Below are 22,171 nucleotides of genomic sequence, written 5' to 3' on the forward strand. Positions count from 1 at the left end.
AAGGATCACGCTATGCTGAATATGGTGAATCATCAATTTAAGGTTTTACAATCCGTTGTTGCCACTCTGATTGAGGGTGGGCGAGGTGTGATGGGAACACCACAACCGAAGCAGCCAACAAAAGCATTAAAGCTCTATGAGTTTGAGGGTTCACCATTTTGCCGTCGTGTTCGTGAAGTGATTACCTTATTAAATCTGGATGTGGAAATTTATCCATGTCCTAAAGGTGGTCAAAAATATCGTCAGATCGTAAAAGAGAAAGGTGGGAAAAGACAGTTTCCATTTTTGATTGATGAAAATACCGGTGATCAACTGTATGAGTCACAACAGATCATTCATCATCTTTTCAAACATTATGGAAAAACTGGGCAAACGCCAAAGAAATTTAGTCATTATCCTAAGCTTCCTTATGTGTCAACCTTAGCGACGGTTGTCAATGCAGTGCGTGGTGTTTGGATTAATAAACAAATTATTGATCGTCCTGCACCTGAGCAATTGTTGGCGTTATGGAGCTTTGAGGCGAGTCCTTATACACGTTTGGTTCGTGAAGTCTTAACGGAGTTAGAGCTGCCTTATATTTTGCATAATGTGCCTAAAGAGCGCTGGCAAGACATGGGACCAGCAGTGTTACGTTTAAAACCAGGACAATATATTCCATTGCCGAATGGCAAGCGTGAAAAAATTGTTGAAATCATGGGGCGGGATATCCAAGTGCCATATTTGGTTGATCCAAATACAGGTGTGAAGATGTTTGAGTCGGCGAAGATTGTTAAGTATCTGAAAAAGCAATATGGTTCATAAATCAATAGATTAAATGGTTTCAGGAAAGCATCTTTTAAGGTGCTTTTTTATTGATATTAAGATTCTCAGTATTGTCTAAATTGAAAGATAGTTTGCAAAAACAGGTGTAGAAATTCAAAAGAAATATCATAAAAAAGGGCTAAATCTAAAAGATTTAACCCTTTTTAAAGTGTTAGAAATTATTTTTCAATAATCGCTGTTACACCTTGACCACCAGCAGCACAGATCGAAACTAAAACACGACCTGAACCTTTTTGGTTAAGTAACTTCGCAGCAGTTGCAATGATACGACCGCCTGTTGCAGCAAATGGGTGACCAGCCGCTAAAGAAGAACCTTTAACGTTAAGTTTGCTCTTATCAATTGAACCTAAAGGTGCATCTAGACCTAAACGTTCTTTACAGAATTTCTCATCTTCCCAAGCTTTCAAAGTAGAAAGAACTTGTGATGCAAAAGCTTCATGGATTTCATAGTAATCGAAATCTTGAAGTTTAAGACCAGCACGCTCAAGCATACGTGGTACTGCATAAGCAGGTGCCATCAATAAGCCTTCTTTCTTACCTACGAAATCTACCGCAGCAGTTTCAGAGAAGGTTAAGTAAGCAAGTACTTCGTGACCATTCGCTTTAGCCCATTCTTCAGACGCTAAAAGTACGCAAGAAGCACCATCAGTAAGAGGTGTAGAGTTACCCGCTGTCATTGTTGCAGCTTCGCCTTTACCAAATACTGGTTTTAATTTTGCTAGTTTTTCAGCAGTAGAATCAGCACGTAAGTTATTGTCACGGCTTAAACCCATAAATGGTGTGATTAAGTCATCGAAGAAACCTTCTTCATATGCTTTTGCCATTTTTTGATGAGACGCAGCAGCAAGTTCATCCTGTGCTTCACGAGCAATATTCCACTCTAATGCTGTGATTGCAGCATGATCGCCCATTGCAAGACCTGTACGTGGCTCACCATTTTTAGGTGCATCCATTAAATCTTTCAGGTTGATTTTAGACAATGCTTTTAAACGATCTTTACCTGTTTTAGCGATGTTGAGTTCAAGTAATGCTTTGCGTAAACCATCACCGAATGCGATAGGTGCATCAGACGTTGTATCTACACCACCTGCGATACCGACTTCGATTTGACCTAGTGCAATTTTGTTTGCGACAAGGAATGCAGCTTGTAAACCAGTACCACATGCTTGTTGAATATCAAAAGCAGGCGTTTCTGGTGCAAGTTGAGTATTTAACACACACTCACGGGTCATGTTAAAGTCACGGCTGTGCTTTAATACTGCACCAGCAACGACTTCGCCTAAACGTTGACCTTGTAGGTTGAAACGTTCAACCAAACCATTTAATGCAGCTGTTAGCATATCCATATTAGACGCTTTAAAATAAGCACCATTTGAGCGAGCAAATGGAATACGATTACCGCCAATAATGGCTACACGACGGACAGTGTTTTGGCTCATGGTTTTATCCTGTTGAACAGAAGGTTTGGTTGTCTTAGCGGGTGCTGCTTTTGCAGTTGTAGATGAAGCAGTGCTTTTAGTCGTACGGCTTGTAGAACGAACACGAGTCGTTTTAGTTGTCGTACTTGCTGCTTTAGGAGTTGTGCCAGCACTCTTACTCTTGGTAGGAGTTGCTTTTGATGTATTTGACACAGTCTCTTGAGCAGAATTCTCGACTGCTGGATTTTCTTGAGTTGTTTTGCTCATAAGGCTTTTCCAAGCATAATTGCGATATTCTTGGTATAACAATAGCATATTTACGATATTGCGGTATTGACTAGAATGACGCTTTAGACCACATTCAGGTCAAGACATCGGAACATGAACTCAAGTATGATTTGTTGTGAGTCAATCAGACATTGATTTCATGTTATTTCACTAACATGATGCATGTGTTTGTAAAAAATTCATTTGTATGAGAGATAATAACCATGACTGATCAATACCAAGCATTTACGCAATCACCTTTGGGTAAATTTGTTGTAAAAAATCTAGGTTTACCATCACCAGTTTCGTTAGATCGTTTTGAAAGCGCTCAACCTGTTGTGAATGGTGCAGTTTTGCTTGGCGCAGCACCTTCAAGCACAATTTCTGGCGCAATTGCTCAAGTGCTTAGCAATATCCATGCGGATAGCTATGTGGGTAATAATGTTGAATTACAACAAACTGCTGCAAAAGTAGGGTTAAATCTTCGTCCTCTTAATGCAGATGATAAAGAATCTAAATTTAAAGCAGTTGTCTTTGATGCTTCTGGTATTCAAGATTCTGAACAACTTAAAGAGTTGTATAACTTCTTTAATCCAATCGCACGTCAAATTTCAAGCTCGGGTCGCGTGATTGTCATTGGTACGACTCCTGAAACTGCTAAAACAGTGAAACAGGCGATTGCACAACGTGCGCTTGAAGGTTTCGTCAAGTCAGCAGGTAAAGAGTTTAAAAAAGGTATTACTGCTCAAGTGGTTTATGTCGATCAAGGCGCTGAAGCAAATCTTGAATCAACTTTACGTTTCTTAATTTCTCCACGTTCTGCTTATGTATCTGGTCAAGTGATCCGTATTTCTAAAGCGGATGTTGTTGATTTAGATTGGGCGAAGCCACTTGCTGGTAAAACTGCATTGGTGACTGGCGCGAGCCGTGGTATCGGTGAAGCAATTGCGCATGTACTTGCTCGTGATGGCGCTCATGTCATTTGTTTAGATGTTCCACAACAGCAAGCTGATCTTGAGCGTGTTGCTGGTGAAATCGGTGGTTCCGTATTGGCAATCGATATTACTGCTGCAGATGCTGGTGAGAAAATCAAAACTGCGGCGGCTAAACTAGGTGGTTTAGATACGATTGTTCATAACGCAGGGATTACCCGCGACAAAACTTTGGCAAACATGAAGCCAGAGCTGTGGGATCTCGTAATCAACATTAACTTGTCTGCAATTGAACGCGTTAACGATTACTTACTATCAAATGATGGTTTAAATGCAAATGGTCGTATCGTTTGTGTATCATCAATCAGTGGTATTGCGGGTAACTTGGGTCAAACCAACTATGCTGTTTCTAAAGCAGGTGTGATTGGCTTAGTTAAATTTACCGCGCCAACATTAAAGAACGGTATTACCATTAATGCTGTTGCGCCAGGTTTTATTGAAACTCAGATGACTGCTGCGATTCCTTTTGCGATTCGTGAAGCTGGTCGCCGTATGAACTCGATGAACCAAGGTGGTTTACCTGTAGATGTTGCTGAAGCAATTGCTTGGTATGCGTCTACGGGTTCAACAGGTGTGACTGGTAACGTTGTTCGTGTATGTGGTCAAAGCTTGTTAGGTGCGTAAGCATTAGGGTTTTGAAGAGGGGTGCTTGTGCATCCCTTTTTTATAAAAAATATTGAAAGGTTTCTTATGAATACACGCCATTTTAGTCAATTACCAAAACCTTATTTAGCTTATCCAAAAGTCATTCAAGGTTTAATTTTCAAAAAGCCAAAAGGCGAAAAAGTATTGCCACAAGTTGAGTATGTGGTGGATACACTTAAAATTGATACAAAACACTTAGAAAGCTACAACGAAATCTGTGGTTTTAAAAATGATGGTTTCGTACCTGCCATCTATTTAGCTGTTTTGTCTCAAAGTTTGCAAATGCACATGATGACCAGTGAAGCATTTCCATTTGCGATTTTAGGTTTGGTGCATATCCGTAATCAAATTAAGCAAACACGCAACATTGGTGTAAATGAGCAAATTACTTTGTCATGTAAATTTGGTGAACTCCAGCCACATGATAAGGGTTTACAGTTTGACTTTATCACCACGGCTAAGGTGGGTGGTGAAGTGGTGATGGAAAGCTTAACCACTTATCTATCTCGCCAAAAAACTGAGAAAAAAGCGGTTGAGAAAGCCAAAGAGAATCAAGCACCTGATTATCAAGTTCAAGGCGAGTGGGATATCTCTGAGAATACAGGTCGCCGTTATGCAAAGATTTCAGGAGATTTTAACCTGATTCATATTCATGCAGTAACAGCAAAGGCTTTTGGTTTCAAACAAGCGATTGCTCATGGGATGTGGAGCAAGGCGAAAGCGTTGGCAAGCATTGAACTTCCAGAGGCTTATGAAGCTGATGTTTGGTTCAAATTACCAATGTACTTGCCTTCAAAAGTTGAGTTTTTGACTGCTGCTGAAGCGAAGCAAACTGAGTTCTTGATTCGTAATCTGAAGTCTAAAAAGCCACATGTTGCAGGTGCTATAAAAGCACTTTAATACGAAATTGTATTTTGAGTTATCCCTTTTGTCCGCAAGAGGGATATTCTAAAAACATAAATATTATAAGGATATGTGCATTGATGAAAGAAATTTTATTTGCTGATACGCATCATTATCATGGCAATGTGGATGAACGGTTTATTGACCTAGCAAAACAATTTAGCCGTTTGCAAGATGCTCGAAGTCACTTAGGCGGCGCTGCTTTAGTCGTCTATTTCCAAGGGCAAAAAGTTGTCGATATTTTTACAGGTAAAAAATCTCACGAAGAAGATTGGCAATCCGATACCTTGTCGATGTGTTATTCAACAGGTAAGGGTGTTTTGGCAACACTTGCACATATTTTGGTGAGTGAAGGCTTACTTGATTACGATACACCGATTGCACAGTATTGGCCTGAATTTGCTCAAAATGGTAAGGCCAATATGACCTTGCGTCATGTCTTATCCCATCAAAGCGGTTTGTTTGATATCCGCAATATGATTGATGAAGCGAAAGAAATGCTGGATTGGTCGCATATGTTAAATGTTGTTGCAGTAGCAACGCCACGTTTTACAGCAGGTCAAGGTTTTGCATATCAACCACTGACTTATGGCTGGATCGTCGGTGGGATATTGGAAAAAGCGGCAAAACAACCTCTAAGCTGGTTAATGGAACGTTATTTAGTTCAGCCTTTGGCGTTGGATGGTGCGTATTTTGGCGTGCCAGAACAGGAATTAACTCGTGTAGCTCGTCTTTTAGAAAGGCCAAAAGTTCCTACGTCACCGAAACCATCAACGAAAAAACATGATCAACCTCGTAAAGCCTCTTGGTCTGAAAAATTATTACGACTCTCTGGACAAAATCCTCAAGATTTCCAAGATGCGATGATTCCTAAGGGCATGCGTGGTTTTAGTTTTTTTAGTGATGTCGGTTTACAAGCAGCGATTCCAGCTGCAAATGGGGTGTTTACGGCAGACAGTCTTGCGAAAGTGTATGCCATGCTTGCCAATAAAGGGCTGTGGAATGGACAACAGTTAATTCGTTCAGAGGTGTTCGAGCAGCTTAGTACCGTTCAAAGCAAGGCTCGTGATCGGGTAATGCCCATTCCAATGCATTGGCGTTTAGGTTATCACCGTATTTTGACCTTAGGTAAAGCAACTAAGCATGGTTTTGGGCATATCGGTTTTAATGGTTCAGGCGCTTGGTGTGATCCTGATCGTGAACTTAGTTTTGCATATACGCATAATTTTAATATCACATCAGCAACAGGGGATTATCGTTTGTGGGGATTAAGCCAAGAAGCCCTACGCTGTGCAGATGCGGCTCTGACTGGTCGAAAAGGGTGGTTTTAAACCACCTTTTTGCAAATAAGTTGAACTTTAATAATGTTTAGAAAATCATGGTTTGAATGCTAAATTTAGTTGAAGCTTGATAAGGTAATTAAAATTATTAATAGTCAGTTGCTGGTATTTAAAGTTAAGTAATTAAAGACTACTATTATTTATAAAAACTAAACAATAGCGGTCTTTTTGTGCCCAATCACTCATTTATTGCCAGAATTTAGCAGTAGTGTTAAGTAAGGTCTAAATTGATTGCTCAATCGGTGTTATTGCACGTAAATTTGAGCTGAGGAACATATATCTATACAATTGTGATAAAAATAAATTAATGATATTTAATGAATATTTAAAAAATTAAAGCTTGATGATGGTGCTTCATTTTGTTAAAGTTTTCTGTGTAAAAAATACACAAAAAAGGATCTATAAATGAAATTTGGGCTCAAAGCGATTTGTTTGGCTGGCGTACTGGTCACTTCAGCTGTATATGCTTCAACGACATTATCTCCAAATCAAATTAACAATAGTGGCAGTATTCCAAATGGCCATGCTGATTTGAAATTTATTTTATCGAATGGAAATTGGGTAAAAAATATATACTTGCCAAATACTGCCAATCACCAAGACAAGATCACCATTCAATCGAGTGCGGGCTGGAACAGTTATTTAGATACGTCCAATACAAATTTGCCGATTGAAGTACTTGAAATTCAAAGTGGTGATACTTTCCAGTTTGTATATGATGCAAACCTGAAAAAATGGGTGACTCAGCTTGAGGCTGTTAGTCCAACCAATGGTGCGCAATTTGAAGAAATTGCACTGAATAATACGAAATTGCAGCATATTCTACTTGCTGATGGTAAGTGGGCGAAAACGATCGCGCTACCATCAAATGTTAATGATGGTACTTTGGTTCAAATCACGTCTACTGCTGCGTACCCATCAGCAATTTCTAAAGATAATTTACTGTTCCCAAGTAGCTTCAACCTTAACAAGGGAAGTGAATATTGGTTGAAATACAATGCTCAATTACAGAAATGGATACCTGAGTTTATTAAACCTGTAAAAATTAATGTAAAAGATATTGGGGCAAGTTTAAGTGCGGTGACTACCCCCGTGACAGAAATTAACTTTGCGGATGCAAATTGGGTTTCAAACTTTAGCTTACCAACGACTGCGAATGATCGTGACCGTATTTGGATAAAATCAACTGCGACTTGGTCAGCCAAAATTAATAATACCAACACGAATAGTAGTGCAACGTTGAGCCTTAAAACAGGTGATCAATACGAATTTATGTTTGTAAGTGATAAAGGTCATTGGGTCTTGATGTCTGCACCAACCAAGACGATTGATGCAAATAGTAATATTGCTTCCGTTCTGCCAAATATGACTGAACCTACACTAAAAGTAAAAATCTCGAATAATAATTGGAAACAAACGATCAACTTACCTACAGGCGCACAGGTCGGTGATAAAGTCATCTTATCGTCAACAGCGGATACAGATAGTTTTATTCTGGCTGCGAATGGTTTATCGACGACGATAAAGAAGGATGAAAATCGTCGTTTTATCTTCACCAGTCAAGGCTGGGCTATCGATAGTTATACCATTGATATGTTATTCGTCAACAGTCCTGAAGTATCTTCAATCATTGGAGAAAGCGCCGCAAAACTTCGTCTCATCGAAGGATTAAATTTAACCAATATTACGGCTGAAAACTCATCTGCTAAGTTTTATTTAAGACAAACTGGATACATAACTTATAAGATGCCAGCAGCAACCTTATTGGATGCAATCTATGTTGGTCGTTCTGATACAACCGTGCAAAGTGAACGAAAACGAGTTTTAGCGGATGGTGTGTATTATCAGGGTAATGAGCCTGGCGCTGGTGGTTGTGGTTGGGCTTGGATTAATGCAAGTGCTTATAATATGATTGGTGCGAATGATATTGCTGGATGTTCGGTTGCAGCTATGCGTCATGAGGTAGGACATAATTTGGGTATATATCACAATGATTCTACCAATATTGGTTCAGGTTTTGCTCATCCGTTAGGAAGTACGGCATTGGGTGGTAACAATCTGAATTTTTATTCTAGTCCTTATCTGTATAATCCTAAATATGGTGTGCGTTTAGGTGAAGAAGGTAAAAAGGATGCAGTCAGCGTGATTAATACGACGGCAGTCCGAATTTCACAATACAATTAAGTGATTTTTAGAACATGAAACATTCAAAAATTATTTTTCTACTTGTGGTCACGTTCATCGTGACCGCAGGTTTAATTTTCTTCTTAAAGCCAGATCATGTTGCTGCATCAACACAAGATGATGCCTCAACAAAAATAAAGTCATCAACTCCAGAGCTTTCAATTTTTCCGAGAGAAAACTTAAATCTTTCTAAATCGGCATTGGAAATAGCCGCAAAAGAAACGGTTTTGTTTCATGAAATTCAAGATAACGATTTGAAAGTGAGCAGTGCATTACCATTGTCAAAAAGTGGCAAAGGAATGGCGGTTCGTTATAACCAAAACATTATTGAAACCAAAAATATCGGAGATATTGTCAAGTTTCAAATGCTTGAGTATGGGTTAAATCGTAGTGGTGAAATTGTTGAAATTGAAAAAGTAGATGATGATATTTTTCGCTGGCATGGGCGTTTCCAACAAGGAAGTCCTGAGCGAAATTTCTTTACCATTACTCAAAGTCAAAAAGATCAGTATACGATTATTCAGATTTATAGCGATAAAGGAAACTATACCGCTGAAATCAAAAACGGTCAGGGTCTTGTGCAGCGTATGGATGAAGGCGTTGAGGATCATGAGTTGCATGATCATGAACACTAAGGTCTGGCATTTAACTCAGCACGGAGTATGACTTCGGTATGACGTTTGAAATCTGCTTCATTTAGACCATTGAGCCCTAGTTTATAAATCCCTTCGAGTCCACACACAAATGCAATCAATCGCCAAGCAATGTCTTGGCTGTTTGATTCAAATTGAAACTCACCATGCGTTTTGCCTTCATCAATCATTTTAACAATAGACCTATGCCAATCCTGCATCGCAATGTTGTAGGCATTTTTTATTTCTTGATCTTGATCAATTAAAACTTCAGCTTCATTCCAAAGGCGTAGGTAGGGTTGAATCTGTTCTATGTTTTCACACCCCAATAATAAGGACAGGCGTTGTAAGGAATTTACGGTATTGACTTGGCTTTCAATTTCATCGAGTTGTTGCATGAGTTTGATAAAAGCTTCAGCTTTTAAATGTGAATTTGACGAAAAGTGATGATGAACTTGTCCAGTAGACGTTTGTGCCTCAGTTGCAATACGTCGTACAGTCATTGCTGAAAATCCTTCATTTAAAGCAACGTGCATCGCTGCTTGCAAAATCATTTCACGACGTTGTTCTCGATTTAAATAAGCCATTTTTTCCAAACCTGATGAGCTATGTCACAAACAGCAACAAACTAACTTAAATTTTAAAATTGGACAAGTGTTCAATTTTGATTATAATAGCAGCATCTTGAACATCTGTCCAAATTTAGAGGCATTTATGTCACGCAAGTGGTTAATTCTTGCAATCGTTGTATTGATCTATCTCCCTGTTTCGATTGATGCAACCGTTTTACATGTTGCGACCCCGACATTGAGCGAGTCGCTTTCATTATCAGCAAATGAATTGTTGTGGATCATTGATATTTATTCATTGGTCATGGCGGGTCTTATTTTGCCGATGGGGGCATTGGGCGATCGTATCGGCTTTAAACGTTTGATGATTATTGGTGGCGTTTTATTTGGTCTAGCATCATTAGCGGCTGCATTTTCCTCAACCGCATGGGCGTTGATTGGTTCACGTGCTTTATTGGCAGTCGGTGCGGCAATGATTTTGCCCGCAACGCTATCTGCGGTTCGTAATACCTTTCTGGATGAGAAACAACGTAACTTTGCCTTGGGTATTTGGGCAACTGTAGGTGGTGGTGGAGCAGCTTTTGGTCCGTTGGTCGGCGGTTTTTTACTGGAGCATTTTCATTGGGGCTCGGTATTCTTGATCAATGTGCCAATTGTGTTGTTGGTTCTGGTCTTGGCTGCTTGTGTCGTACCTAAGCAAGCAGGGCAACCAAAGCAGAGTCTGAATTTATTACAAGCCATCGTTCTTGTCGTCGCAATTCTGAGTATGATTTATGCGATTAAATCTGCCATGCATGGGTTTTCGATCAGTGCTATTTTCATCTTTGCCGTAGGGCTAAGTTTATTGATTGGTTTTGTTCGTAAGCAACTGACATCGCCTTCACCCATGATCGATATTCAGTTGTTTAAGCATCCGGTGATTGCTACGGGTGTGGTGATGGCCATTGTTTCCATGATGGCTTTGGTCGGTTTTGAATTACTCATTTCTCAAGAGCTTCAGTTCGTCTATCAACTTTCACCACTCGCAGCAGGGGCATTTATTTTACCGTTTATGGTGGCGATTAGTTTAGGTGGTCCGATCGCGAGTCTGCTGGTGAACCGTTTTGGTCTACGTTCAGTTGCATCTTTGGGTATGTTGATGAGTGCAATCAGTTTGTGGGGACTGGCAAATACTGATTTTGTGCAAGCACAAATGCAAGCGTGGGCTTGGATGGTGTTACTTGGTCTGAGTGTAGAGATTGCTTTACTTGCTTCAACATCTGCGATTATGTCTTCTGTTCCTCCCAGCAAGGCAACGGCAGCAGGTGCGATTGAGGGAATGGCTTATGAGCTAGGTGCTGGTTTAGGCATCGCCTTTTTCGGTTTAATGCTTTCGTGGTTCTATGCCAACTCGATCGTGATTCCAGCCAATTTACCTCATCATTTGCTAGAACAAACCAGCAGTTCAATTGGCGAGGCGATGCAAGCCAGTAAACAATTACCACCAGTGATTGCTGAAACCGTAATGCAAGCTGCGAAAGATGCATTTAGCGAATCACATCGTTCAGTGTTGAATGTTGCTGCATTCTTATTCTTGGTACTGACGATATTTATTTGGTTCGCTTTGCCGAGAAGAGTGGTTACAGTTGAAGAATAGGTTTAATTCCCCTCATTCAAATCAAGCATCTGGATGAGGGGGGGCCGTTATATGAGAACTACGATTCTCTCATTTTATTTATGCGATGAGCATTTTCTTTGATGAGGTTCTGGTTAGCGCTGATACAAGATTCTCAATTTTTTGTTTTGCAGCAAGGAGCGAGTCTTGATGCCTTTGATCGCCAAACTCTTGATATTCAGATCGGATTTCAAAGAATTGATTTACCCCTAAATAATGACTCAGTACTTTGATGTGTGTGCCAAGATGATTCATATGTTCCCTGATTTCACCTTCACCAAAACCAAATTCACCGCATGAACTGAGTAAAATTAGAGTCTTATTTGAAAATATTGGTTCAAGCGGAAAGTCACCTCTGGCTAAATCAAAAGTAAAGGTTTTATTGATTCGTATGATTTGATCAAACCATGCTTTGAGTGCGGCAGGCATACCGTAATTATACATGGGGGTGGTGATCAAAATAATGTCTGTGCTTGCAACTTCATCAATATATTGATCCGATTCAGCCAGTACCACTCGATGTGCATCAGTACGTTTGGACTCTGGTGTAAATACCGCTTCAAGCCATTTTTGTGATACAAAGTTTGGTGTTTGCTCTCCAATATCTCGATAAATGATCTGATCATCAGAATGCTGTTTTTTCCAATGTTTTATTAAATGTTGACCCAACATTTTAGAGATAGAACTATGTTTTTCACCTTCACCATAAAATGAACGGACGCTGGCATCAATATGTAGTAGGGTAGTCATTTGAAATTTACTCGATCTTATAGAACAGACTTTAAAGTTTGAAGATTTGTATATGAGCTGACAAATGACATTATTTTTGTATAAGATGAGTTTTTCTCATCCTAGAAAAGAAGTGCAGGATGCTCAAGCGATTACCATCACTGAATAGTATTAAAGTTTTTGAAGCAACGGCACGATTAAAAAGCTTTAAAGCTGCTGCTCACGAATTAAATGTGTCTCCCACAGCCGTTTCACATCAGATTAGTGAATTAGAAAAAGAATTAGGGATTAAATTATTCGTCCGAGGATTCAGAATGGTAACGTTGACGGATGAGGGTGAAAAGCTTGCGGCGGTCAGTACAAAATTGATCTCTGAATTAAAGCAAACTTTGTCTGAACTTACAGCCCATTCTAAGAAAATTACGATAAGCACTACACATTCATTTGCAGCGATGTGGTTAGTGCCACGATTGAATGATTTTAAAACGTTATATCCCGATATTGATATACAGATTAAAGCGGATGATCAGTTGGTTGATATAAACCATGATTTAAGCTTCGATATGGCGATTCGTTACGGTATTGCTGATCTTAAAGATCCTCACGTTACAGAGGTTGTCAAAGACACTTTTGGTTTATTTGCAACTCAACAATATTGGGCGAATTTAACAGATCAACCGCAGATGCGGCTGTTTATGACTCAGTGGAAAAATGCAGATTTATTAAAACACGATCATATGGATTGCTTATCGAAATTGTTGGAGCAAGGGCATCCGAAACCTGATTTTTTTGAGGATGAAAATCAGGTGATTCAAGCGGCTTTGGCGGGATTAGGGGTTGCGGTTGTCAGTAAAATTTTAGTGCAGCAATCAGTTGCACAAGGTTGGTTAGGCGAAAATGGCTCAAGCCAAGTTGAGTTGGAAAGTGCTCTAAGCTATTACACCGTTCTCCCTAAGCGACATATAGAGCACAAGGGGATACAATCTTTTCAACAGTGGCTTAAGCAGCAGTTCACTGATGTTTAAGGTAAATTGATCTCAAGTCCACGCAGAATTTTACACAATTGAATCATTGGTAAGCCCATCAACGTGGTTTGATCATCACCCAGCATTTTCTCAAACAAACTAATTCCTAGTCGTTCACACTTGAAACTGCCAGCACAATGTAAAGGCTGATCAATTTCAATATAACGTTCAATTTCAGCAAGCGTGAGTGTTCGAAATTTCACTTGGTAATGTTCAACCAGTGTGGTTTCAAAACCCGATTGCGCGTGTTGAACGCTTAAAGCTGTACTAAAGAAAACGGTTTTCCCTGAGTTGGCTTGTAGTTGTTGAACGGCATTTTCAACGGTTAAAGGCTTACCAATAAATGCATAAGGTGCGTGTTCCCGCCAAGCCACTTGATCAGAACCGATCACAATGGCTGTGGGATGTTGTACTGCAATGACACGTGCTTTTTCATAAGCCAAACGTTTTGCTAAATCATCAGCATGGATCTCACCATCTGCCGATTCATCAATATCAGGTGAAATGCAGCGATAAGCTAAGCCTAAGCGATCCATTAAATCTTTACGTGTTTGGCTGCTTGAAGCCAAAATAAGTTCACACGGGTTCATTACACAGCGTATTCCACAAGGATATTGAGCGGAACATAGTGCAGAACGGCATTATGGCAGGCGTTTAGTTTGATTGGTGGCGCTTGACCTGCTTCATAGGCTTCCACCCAACGTGTCACACAGATACACCAAAAATCCCCAGGTTTTAGCCCAGGGAAACTCATTTCTGGCAACGGCGTGATCAGGTCATTGCCTACTTTTTGTGAAAAATTTAAAAATTCAGATGTCATTTGCACGCACATGGTGTGCTGACCTAAATCGGTCGTCGATGTGTGGCAGAAACCATTACGAAAGTAACCCGTAATTGGGTCATAACAACAACTGGCTAAAGGTTCGCCAAGTACGTTTAAACGGTTAATTTTAGGATCTGGATGAATAGACATAATAATAAAAAGATGTAAAGACGAGAGTTATCATAATCAAAAGTGAGGCTTTCGGCAGCTTTTCTACAAAAAAAACTCACCTTTATTTTTGAGAATCATTTAAAATTGTGCCGTTTTTAAAATCAATTAGAGAGCCATCCATGAATTTCCAGCGCATGACTGACCTTGATTTAGCAGGTAAACGTGTTCTTATTCGTGAAGACTTAAACGTTCCTGTAAAAAGTGGGGAAATTACCAGCGATGCACGTCTACGTGCAGCATTGCCAACCATTAAAGCTGCTTTAGAAAAAGGCGCGGCTGTTATGGTGTTTTCTCATCTTGGTCGTCCTGTAGAGGGTGAGCCAAAACCAGAACAATCACTTGCACCTGTAGCCGCTTACTTAAGTAAAGCTTTGGGTCAAGACGTTAAATTATTGACTGATTATTTAGATGGCGTTGAAGTTGAAGCGGGCCAAGTGGTATTACTTGAAAACGTTCGTTTCAACCATGGCGAAAAGAAAAATAACGAAGAGCTTGCAAAGAAATATGCTGCACTTTGTGATGTTTTCGTGATGGATGCATTTGGTACAGCGCATCGCGCAGAAGCTTCAACTGAAGGCGCTGCTCGTTTTGCTCAAGTTGCTGCTGCTGGTCCTTTATTGGCTGCTGAGTTAGATGCATTGGGTCGTGCTATGCAAACCCCTGAAAAGCCAATGGTGGCAATCGTTGCAGGTTCTAAAGTATCAACTAAGCTGGATGTATTAAATTCATTATCAACGCTTTGTGATCAATTGATTGTTGGTGGCGGTATTGCAAATACATTCTTGGCTGCTGCTGGCTTCAATGTGGGTAAATCACTTTATGAAGCTGACTTGATTGAAACTGCGAAACAAATTGCTGCAAAGGTGAGTGTTCCATTACCGACTGATGTTGTGGTTGCTGATGCAAGTCAAATCAACTTTGATGATTTCTTAGGTTCTTTGGCAAATGCCCAAGCCGTTGTGAAAAAAGTTGAAGATGTGACTGACACTGACATGATTTTAGACGTTGGTCCAGAAACGGCAACAGCCTTTGCTGAAATCTTAAAATCCTCAAAAACGATCCTTTGGAATGGTCCAGTGGGTGTATTTGAGGTTGATCAGTTTGGTGAAGGTACGAAAGCACTTTCACTTGCAATCGCTGAGTCAGCTGGTTTCTCCATTGCGGGTGGCGGTGACACACTTGCTGCAATTGATAAATATGAAGTTGCTGATCAAATTGGTTATATCTCAACAGGCGGTGGTGCATTCTTGGAATTTGTAGAGGGCAAAACTTTACCTGCTGTAGCGGTATTAATTGAGCGTGCTCAATAAAGATTTAATCTTTTGATTTATAAGAAAAGATGGATGAGGAGAGTCGATGAAAATCGGCTCTTTTTCTTTTATGCTGTCTTGTAGTCATAAAAATGTCATATTGTTGACATATCATTGTCATCAAACTAACCAGTGATGATGGGAAGCTATAATGAATTTGAAATTAACACTTATTGCTTTAATGATTGCGCCAGTCATGGTGTTGACTGCCTGTGCAAAGAAAGAAGAAGCGAAAACTGCTGAACAAGCAGAAGCTGAGTCAGTTCAAACAACAACTGCACAACAAGCAGCGATTGATGCGCTTGATCAGCCAGTCTTAGACGAACACAATACTGATATTGAAGATGCTGATACAGAAGTTGCAGCAAGTGAACTTCAATAAGATTTAACAGATATACGGAAGCCGATGCTTATGCATCGGCTTTTTTTATATCATTTTAGTTTGCTTTACAGTAAAAGGTCAGTGTTGTTTGATAGTCATCGTCTTTCGATAAAGATGCTTTCGTACCTGTAATCGTGCCAAGCATACCCGCGGCAGCTTCGACCATTCTTCCAGTTTGTTCATCGACAACACCTTTTAACACGCCTTGATACGCCGTTTTTTCATCAACCACAACAGCTGAGGTGTTGCGAGTACAGGTCTTCTGTGCAGCACTAATCGCATTGTTTTTAGCAATAAGACTGGTTTTACCAATACCGGTCACTTCATATTGATTATTTTCTTTTTGAATGGCCAAAGTATTGGTTGGGGTAGATGCACATGCAGTTAAACCCAGCGCTAAACCACCGATTAAACTTAGAACTAAATTTTTTTTCATTGCTTTTTCTCTAGGGATGAACATCATCTTATTATTGAAACATATAATTTTTAATTACTTTTGCAGCTTGTGTACAGTTTGTTATGACACTTGGTAAGGGGAGTTATCCTATTAATCTATATTGTGTGTTGGGTTCTACGCTGCGATGACATTCATTGATGAATATTCAACAAGCCCCAATTAGACATAGTGAAAATTATTCAGATTATGCTAATCTAGCAAAATCCTTGCCTTAGTTAGATTCATGTCAATGACGGACTCAAATATAGAGACAATTCATCAAAATATTCATCAACGTCAATCTATTGGGCAGTTAATTGAACCAGCACCGAATACTCAACAACTCGAAAAAGCAATTCAAGCTGCATTAACAGCGCCTGATCATCATCGTTTAAAACCGACGAGGTTTGTGGTGATCACAGCCGAGCATCGTGCTGCTTTTGGCGAATATTTGGCCAAGGCTTTAGCTGATTTAGGTGAAACAGATCCCACGCATTTGGAACGGGCAAAACATCATCCGTTTCGCGCACCGATGTTGGTTCTAGCATTAACAACGCTGCAAGATCACCCTAAAGTGCCGCATTTTGAGCAGATTCTCAGTACAGGTGCTGCCATTCAGAACCTTTTGTTGTCTTTGCAGGCGCAAGGTTTTGCAAGTATGTGGCGTTCTGGTGCTGTGGTCGAGTCAGATTGGCTTAAACAACAATTAGGATTGCAAGCGCAAGATTTGATTTCAGGTATTATTTATATTGGTACGGCTGCTAAAGCGATTGCACCACGTGCAGAAATAGAGAGTCAGAATTTTGTAAAAATATGGCAATCGACCTAATCTTATTTTTGAATGATTAAACCAAGAAATTAGTTTCAGGATAAAAAATGGCAGAGTTAAAATTTAGCGACTTAGTTGAACCCGTTGCAGTGGATCAAAAAACAGCATTAAGAATCACTGTTCTCGGTGGTGGTAGTTTTGGTACCGCAATGGCTAATTTAGCTGCGCGGAATGGTTGCGATACCATGATTTGGATTCGTGACGCAGCCGTTGCTGAGGAAATCAATCAAACACACGTCAATAAACGCTATTTACCTGATTACACCTTAGAGTCGACTTTACGTGCAGTCGCAGATTTAGAGCTGGCTGTTCGTGATCGCGATATTATTTTGGTGGCGATTCCAAGTCATTCATTTCGAGATGTGCTTAAGCAAATCGCACCCTTTATTAGTGCACAAGCGGTTGTTTCACTCACGAAAGGGATTGAAGCAAAAACCTTTAGTTTCATGAGTGAAATCATCCGTGAAGAATTGCCTGAAGTGCCTTATGGTGTGTTGTCTGGGCCAAACTTAGCCAAAGAAATTATGGCAAGTATGCCATCTGGTACGGTGATTGCGAGTGAGTCAGAGTTGGTACGCTACGCGGTACAACATGCATTACATAGCGCATTATTCCGTGTATTTGGCAGTGATGATGTACATGGCGTGGAGCTTGGTGGGGCACTCAAAAATATTTATGCTGTGGCCATGGGAATGGGTGCTGCCTATAACATTGGCGAAAATACCAAGAGCATGATTTTAACGCGTGCTTTGGCTGAAATGAGTCGTTTCGCCGTGGAGCAAGGTGCAAATCCATTAACCTTCTTGGGTTTATCTGGTGTCGGTGATTTATTTGCGACCTGTAATAGTCCATTGAGCCGTAATTATCAAATCGGTTTTGCCTTAGGTTCTGGCAAAACACTCGATCAAGCCACTAAAGAGTTGGGGCAAACGGCAGAAGGGATCAATACTATTGTACAAGTTCGTACTAAAGCCACCGAACTGGATGTGTATATGCCGATTACCAATGCTTTATATGAAGTTATTTTTGAAAATGCACCACCAATGACGATTGCGTTATCTTTAATGAAAAATGGTCATCGCAGTGATGTTGAATTTGTTTTACCTCACCATGAAGTCTAATCAAAAAACTGTCATCAATCATGGTTAATATAGCGATATAAAAAATAAGGTTATGTTATGCAACTTACATTAGTTCGTCACGGTGAAGCGTCTCCAGCAATCAATGGAAATGATATACAGCGTCCATTGACTGAACGTGGACATCAACAAGCTGAGCAAACAGGGCATTTTCTCAAAGATGTGATTCAACCTGAGATTTTTGTGGTGAGTCCATTATTACGTGCTCAAGAAACATTAGCGCATATCAAGGCGCATTTTGCAGGAATTCCTATTTTAATTTGCGATAAGATTAAACCAGATGATGATGCGAAAGGTGCAATTGAATGGTTATCAAAACTGCCGTATGAATCCATTGCCGTGGTTTGTCATATGAATGTTATTGCGCATATTGCAGAGCAATTAACACTTGAACGTTTTCAACCATTTGCATTGGCTGAAGCGCGGATTTATGACCAAGCAGTTATTGCCAATGGTTTATCTACGCAAAAGAATGGCTTTATTCCAACGATATAACGGATATTTCCGCAATAGAATAAGAGTACTAAACACCTATGTTGTATATATGGATGCCCGAAACCAATGGAACATGGTATTGGTCGACTGGGGAAAATTGGTTGCAGGCAAATAGTCTTGAACAATTGATTCAAGACTTGCAAGAGCATAGTGGAAAAGAAGCCGCTATTTATTTTCCAAGCCGCAATGCTCAAATGTTGCAGCAACCGATGACAAAGACGCATTACAAGCAATTAGGCCCAGAGGGCGTCAAATATCTATTGGAAGAGTATGTGACTTTGCCGATTGATCAAATGAAAGTGGTACATCATTTTCATCAGGATCAATTGAATATTTTAGGGGTTGCTCAATCAACAATCGAAACATGGCAGCATGCGTTGAGTTTATTGCCGATTGAAATTGTTGCTTTTCTACCCGATTTCTTGATTTTGCCTGAACCAGAAGCCAATCCTGAAAAGCATCAAGTGGTGCTGGTCAATCTTTATGATCATTTACTGGTCAGAGAAAATGCTTGGTTAGGTAACTCAGTCGATGATTTAGGCTTGTTTTTAGAGTTTCCGCCAGCCGAAACACATTACCTATTTGCAAATTTAAATGCCAGTCAGTTAGATCACTTGGCGACTGTTTCTAGCCGAGAGCAGCGCACTGAATTTAGTTACCAATTCCAGCAGCTTTCCAGAGTGAAGCAACACCCTTTTAATGTTTTCCCAAAAGCTAGAAATACGGATATACAATGGTCTGGCTATTGGAAAGCTGCTGCTGTGGTTTTGATGGCCGTGATTTTTGTCCAGTTGGGTTATGATGCTTTGCGTTGGTCAAAGCTTAAAAAGGTTGCTGATCAGACCGCATTACAAGCTGTTGATCAATATAAATCTTGGTTTGGCGAAAACAGTCGTGTGACTGAGCAAAATATTAAAAGTCAGTTTGAAAGCCAGTTGCGTATGAGTCGACTTGGTGATGCACAGGCACTCTCATTACTGAGTCGTGTCGGACCTATTTTGATGCAGAATCAGATTGTGGCTCAACAAATGAATTTTGATGCATCGGTCTTGTCGATGGCTTTGAAAGCCAACTCAGCCAATGATTTACAAGCATTGGTACAGCAACTCAATCAACAAGGTTTTCAAGCTGAATTGGGCAATGTACAAGCAGACAGTGTCGGTGCGATTGGGACGGTAAAAGTAAAATAATGAAAGCATTAACGCAATTACAAAATTTCTTCGATCAGAAAGTAGAAGCTTTAGATCAGTATTTACAGGCTTTATCGGTACGTGAACGTATTCTGGTGATTTTTACGACTATTTTTGTCGTCGTGGTTATCATTGGCACGGCTGTATGGAAAATGCATGCTTTGGCGAATCAGCAACAAAAGCGTGTCAATGAATTAAAAGATTTAACCGTGTGGATGCAGAGTAATGCTGCGACCATGAAACCTGCAAATGATCTTGAACTTTCTGCCGCAGATAAGATTCAACGTACAGCGCAACAACAGGGACTTGCTGTTTCATCGCAGCCAAGTGGCGAGCAGATTCAGATCGTAGCTGAACATAAAAACTATGCGGTACTGGCAAACTTTTTGATGCAACTGTCTCAAATGGGGCTGAGCGTGGTAAAGATGGAGATGGTTTCGAGCAATAACCAGATCAAATTGACTGCAACAGTACAATAACAACTCATGCGTGGTTGAAATGTCAGCAGAACCTAAAATAACTCCATGCTAAGCATGGTGTTTTGTTGAGCCTGTGCCTATAATATGGTTACTTGAAAATCAGTAGACTGTGATTGGTATGTTATATTCATTGGCGCGCCCTTTGTTGTTTACCTTAGCACCTGAACGTGCGCATGAACTCACACTCTCCATGCTCGGTAAAGCTCAAAAATTCGGTTTAATGCATCAAAAAGTCCCAGCAAAACCTGTGACATGTATGGGCATAGCGTTTCCAAATCCTGTCGGTCTCGCTGCTGGTTTAGATAAAAATGGTGCACATATTGATGCCTTAGCGGCATTGGGTTTTGGTTTTATCGAAATCGGTACCATCACACCACGCCCACAAGCAGGTAATCCTCAACCTCGTTTATTTCGTATCCCTCAAGCAAAAGCAATTATTAACCGTATGGGGTTCAATAACGATGGGGTTGATCAACTGATTGAAAATGTGAAAGCAGCAAACTTTAAAGGTGTCCTAGGCATTAATATCGGAAAAAATGCCGATACGCCTGTTGAAGATGCTGTTTCAGATTATTTGATTTGTTTAGAGAAAGTGTATAACTACGCGTCTTATATTACCGTCAATATTTCATCTCCGAATACTAAGAATTTACGCAGTTTACAAAGTGGTGATGCACTTACAGAGTTGTTAAAAACATTGAAAGATCGACAACTCGAACTTTCTCAACAATATAATCATTATGTTCCTTTAGTATTGAAAGTTGCACCAGACTTAACACCAGAAGATATTAATTTTATTGCAGCACAATTGTTGAAATTTAAAATTGATGGTTTGATTGTGACCAATACGACCTTAGGACGTGAAGGGGTAGAAAATCTACCAAATGGTGAGGAAGCAGGTGGTTTGTCTGGTGCGCCAGTATTTGAAAAGAGTACCGAATGCTTACGCCAGTTCTCTACGGTCTTGAAAGGAAAAATTCCGTTAATTGGGGTCGGTGGTATTTTATCTGGCGATCAAGCTGTAGCAAAACAGCAGGCAGGCGCAAGCTTAATTCAAATTTATAGTGGGCTGATTTATACCGGTCCAGTGCTTGTGAAAGATTGTGTAAACGCGATGACATTGTGAAATGAACACGCTTGATATCATTATTCTGATCATCTTGCTCATTGGAGGGCTGAACGGTTTGCGTCAAGGATTTATAAAAGCCTTTGCGAACTTGGTCGGATGGATATTCGCTTTGATCGTCGGAGCAAAGTACGCTGTCGTATTGGCACCTGCAATGAGCAGTCTAAGCCAAGATCCTGTTGTGCAAAAAATTGCAGCGTTTGCTTTTATCGTACTGATCATTGTGGTGTGTACGTGGATTGTTTCCGCACTGTTGAATGGTCTCTTGAAAACTTTAAAATTGGGCCCATTAAATCGTGTAGCAGGCGGTGCTTTTGGTTCATTAAAAGGACTGTTAATCGTTTTGGTCACGATGCAAGGTTTAGGGCCTTGGGTTGAGAGCTCACCCCACTGGAAACAGTCGAAATTTGTACAAATTCTATTACCCTATGCGCCTTTGGCTACTGAGTTATCCAAAGATGCTGCAAATCAAGCTTTAAATCAAATGACTTCCGAAGGTGCGTTATTACATCGCCCTTCAACTGAAATGAATGAATCAGAACGTGCTTCAATCGATCATCGCGCTGATCATTCGACGAAAAATCCTTTTTATTAATCGCTAGCTTGTCGCG

At 40.2% G+C, this 22,171-nt stretch carries 23 protein-coding genes; 17 read left to right on the forward strand and 6 right to left on the reverse strand.

What is annotated here, in order from left to right; genetic code table 11:
- Nucleotides 1-12: 12 nt before the first annotated feature.
- Complete coding sequence (locus MMP72_RS14350) at nt 13-801, forward strand: glutathione S-transferase N-terminal domain-containing protein (RefSeq protein WP_241318395.1); 789 nt, start codon at nt 13-15, stop codon at nt 799-801.
- A gap of 179 nt (nt 802-980) precedes the next feature.
- On the opposite strand, the gene MMP72_RS14355 is transcribed toward MMP72_RS14350, so the two are convergent.
- Complete coding sequence (locus tag MMP72_RS14355; protein ID WP_241318397.1) at nt 981-2,507, reverse strand: acetyl-CoA C-acetyltransferase; 1,527 nt, start codon at nt 2,505-2,507, stop codon at nt 981-983.
- A gap of 224 nt (nt 2,508-2,731) precedes the next feature.
- Here MMP72_RS14355 and MMP72_RS14360 point away from each other — a divergent pair, with 224 nt between their 5' ends.
- The 5 genes from MMP72_RS14360 (at nt 2,732) to cpaB (ending at nt 9,206) form a co-directional block, all read left to right on the forward strand.
- Entirely contained in the window at nt 2,732-4,123 is a 1,392-nt protein-coding gene (locus MMP72_RS14360) for a 3-oxoacyl-ACP reductase (RefSeq protein ID WP_241318399.1), read from the forward strand.
- Between the two features lie 66 nt (nt 4,124-4,189).
- The gene (locus MMP72_RS14365) at nt 4,190-5,044 is read left to right on the forward strand and encodes a MaoC/PaaZ C-terminal domain-containing protein (protein ID WP_241318401.1); all 855 of its coding nucleotides are present in this window, start codon (nt 4,190-4,192) and stop codon (nt 5,042-5,044) included.
- Nucleotides 5,045-5,124: 80 nt separating this feature from the next.
- Nucleotides 5,125-6,378, forward strand: a complete 1,254-nt coding sequence (locus MMP72_RS14370) for a beta-lactamase family protein (RefSeq protein ID WP_241318403.1) — start codon at nt 5,125-5,127, stop codon at nt 6,376-6,378.
- A gap of 414 nt (nt 6,379-6,792) precedes the next feature.
- Nucleotides 6,793-8,571: a metalloendopeptidase CpaA gene (cpaA, locus tag MMP72_RS14375; protein ID WP_241318405.1), complete on the forward strand. Its 1,779-nt coding sequence runs from the start codon at nt 6,793-6,795 to the stop codon at nt 8,569-8,571.
- Between the two features lie 14 nt (nt 8,572-8,585).
- Nucleotides 8,586-9,206 (forward strand): metalloprotease secretion chaperone CpaB, encoded by a 621-nt coding sequence (gene cpaB, locus MMP72_RS14380; protein WP_241318407.1) that lies wholly within the window; start codon nt 8,586-8,588, stop codon nt 9,204-9,206.
- On the opposite strand, the gene MMP72_RS14385 is transcribed toward cpaB, so the two are convergent.
- The gene (locus MMP72_RS14385; RefSeq protein ID WP_241318409.1) at nt 9,203-9,790 is read right to left on the reverse strand and encodes a TetR family transcriptional regulator; all 588 of its coding nucleotides are present in this window, start codon (nt 9,788-9,790) and stop codon (nt 9,203-9,205) included. The genes cpaB and MMP72_RS14385 overlap by 4 nt on opposite strands.
- A 127-nt stretch (nt 9,791-9,917) precedes the next feature.
- On the opposite strand from MMP72_RS14385, the gene MMP72_RS14390 reads away from it, so the two are divergent.
- A complete protein-coding gene (locus MMP72_RS14390) occupies nt 9,918-11,408 on the forward strand; it encodes an MFS transporter (protein ID WP_241318411.1) in 1,491 nt (496 codons plus the stop codon).
- A 78-nt stretch (nt 11,409-11,486) separates the two neighbouring features.
- Here MMP72_RS14390 and MMP72_RS14395 read toward each other — a convergent pair whose 3' ends face one another.
- Complete coding sequence (locus MMP72_RS14395; protein ID WP_241318413.1) at nt 11,487-12,176, reverse strand: NAD(P)H-dependent oxidoreductase; 690 nt, start codon at nt 12,174-12,176, stop codon at nt 11,487-11,489.
- A 119-nt stretch (nt 12,177-12,295) separates the two neighbouring features.
- Here MMP72_RS14395 and MMP72_RS14400 point away from each other — a divergent pair, with 119 nt between their 5' ends.
- On the forward strand, nt 12,296-13,180 hold the full coding sequence (locus MMP72_RS14400; protein WP_241318416.1) for a LysR family transcriptional regulator: 885 nt from the start codon (nt 12,296-12,298) through the stop codon (nt 13,178-13,180).
- Here the strand turns inward: MMP72_RS14400 and MMP72_RS14405 are convergent.
- Nucleotides 13,177-13,770, reverse strand: a complete 594-nt coding sequence (locus MMP72_RS14405; RefSeq protein ID WP_241318418.1) for a Maf family nucleotide pyrophosphatase — start codon at nt 13,768-13,770, stop codon at nt 13,177-13,179. The two genes, MMP72_RS14400 and MMP72_RS14405, sit on opposite strands and share 4 nt — an antisense overlap.
- A complete protein-coding gene (locus MMP72_RS14410) occupies nt 13,770-14,153 on the reverse strand; it encodes a DUF2237 domain-containing protein (protein ID WP_004671539.1) in 384 nt (127 codons plus the stop codon). The genes MMP72_RS14405 and MMP72_RS14410 overlap by 1 nt, the downstream gene beginning before the upstream one ends.
- Before the next feature lie 140 nt (nt 14,154-14,293).
- On the opposite strand from MMP72_RS14410, the gene MMP72_RS14415 reads away from it, so the two are divergent.
- Nucleotides 14,294-15,484, forward strand: coding sequence for a phosphoglycerate kinase (locus tag MMP72_RS14415; protein ID WP_241405950.1), 1,191 nt, complete (start codon nt 14,294-14,296; stop codon nt 15,482-15,484).
- A 151-nt stretch (nt 15,485-15,635) separates the two neighbouring features.
- Nucleotides 15,636-15,866 carry a hypothetical protein gene (locus MMP72_RS14420; RefSeq protein WP_241405951.1) on the forward strand — a complete coding sequence of 77 codons (231 nt, stop codon included), beginning with the start codon at nt 15,636-15,638 and terminating at the stop codon, nt 15,864-15,866.
- Between the two features lie 55 nt (nt 15,867-15,921).
- Here MMP72_RS14420 and MMP72_RS14425 read toward each other — a convergent pair whose 3' ends face one another.
- Complete coding sequence (locus tag MMP72_RS14425) at nt 15,922-16,302, reverse strand: hypothetical protein (protein ID WP_241405952.1); 381 nt, start codon at nt 16,300-16,302, stop codon at nt 15,922-15,924.
- A gap of 250 nt (nt 16,303-16,552) precedes the next feature.
- Here MMP72_RS14425 and MMP72_RS14430 point away from each other — a divergent pair, with 250 nt between their 5' ends.
- From MMP72_RS14430 to MMP72_RS14460, 7 genes are all read left to right on the forward strand, one after another.
- Nucleotides 16,553-17,131, forward strand: coding sequence for a nitroreductase (locus MMP72_RS14430; RefSeq protein WP_241405953.1), 579 nt, complete (start codon nt 16,553-16,555; stop codon nt 17,129-17,131).
- 47 nt (nt 17,132-17,178) lie between these two features.
- Nucleotides 17,179-18,252 carry an NAD(P)H-dependent glycerol-3-phosphate dehydrogenase gene (locus MMP72_RS14435; RefSeq protein WP_241405954.1) on the forward strand — a complete coding sequence of 358 codons (1,074 nt, stop codon included), beginning with the start codon at nt 17,179-17,181 and terminating at the stop codon, nt 18,250-18,252.
- Nucleotides 18,253-18,309: 57 nt separating this feature from the next.
- On the forward strand, nt 18,310-18,765 hold the full coding sequence (locus tag MMP72_RS14440; RefSeq protein WP_241405955.1) for a phosphoglycerate mutase family protein: 456 nt from the start codon (nt 18,310-18,312) through the stop codon (nt 18,763-18,765).
- Nucleotides 18,766-18,803: 38 nt separating this feature from the next.
- On the forward strand, nt 18,804-19,955 hold the full coding sequence (gene gspL, locus MMP72_RS14445; RefSeq protein WP_241405956.1) for a type II secretion system protein GspL: 1,152 nt from the start codon (nt 18,804-18,806) through the stop codon (nt 19,953-19,955).
- Nucleotides 19,955-20,434 (forward strand): type II secretion system protein GspM, encoded by a 480-nt coding sequence (gspM, locus tag MMP72_RS14450; protein WP_241405957.1) that lies wholly within the window; start codon nt 19,955-19,957, stop codon nt 20,432-20,434. The genes gspL and gspM overlap by 1 nt, the downstream gene beginning before the upstream one ends.
- Nucleotides 20,435-20,552: 118 nt before the next feature.
- Nucleotides 20,553-21,560 (forward strand): quinone-dependent dihydroorotate dehydrogenase, encoded by a 1,008-nt coding sequence (locus MMP72_RS14455; protein WP_241405958.1) that lies wholly within the window; start codon nt 20,553-20,555, stop codon nt 21,558-21,560.
- A gap of 1 nt (nt 21,561) precedes the next feature.
- Complete coding sequence (locus MMP72_RS14460; protein ID WP_241405959.1) at nt 21,562-22,155, forward strand: CvpA family protein; 594 nt, start codon at nt 21,562-21,564, stop codon at nt 22,153-22,155.
- The last annotated feature ends 16 nt before the right edge of the window (nt 22,156-22,171 follow it).

The sequence above is a fragment of the Acinetobacter sp. NIPH 2699 genome (assembly GCF_022549355.1).
Lineage (GTDB): Bacteria > Pseudomonadota > Gammaproteobacteria > Pseudomonadales > Moraxellaceae > Acinetobacter.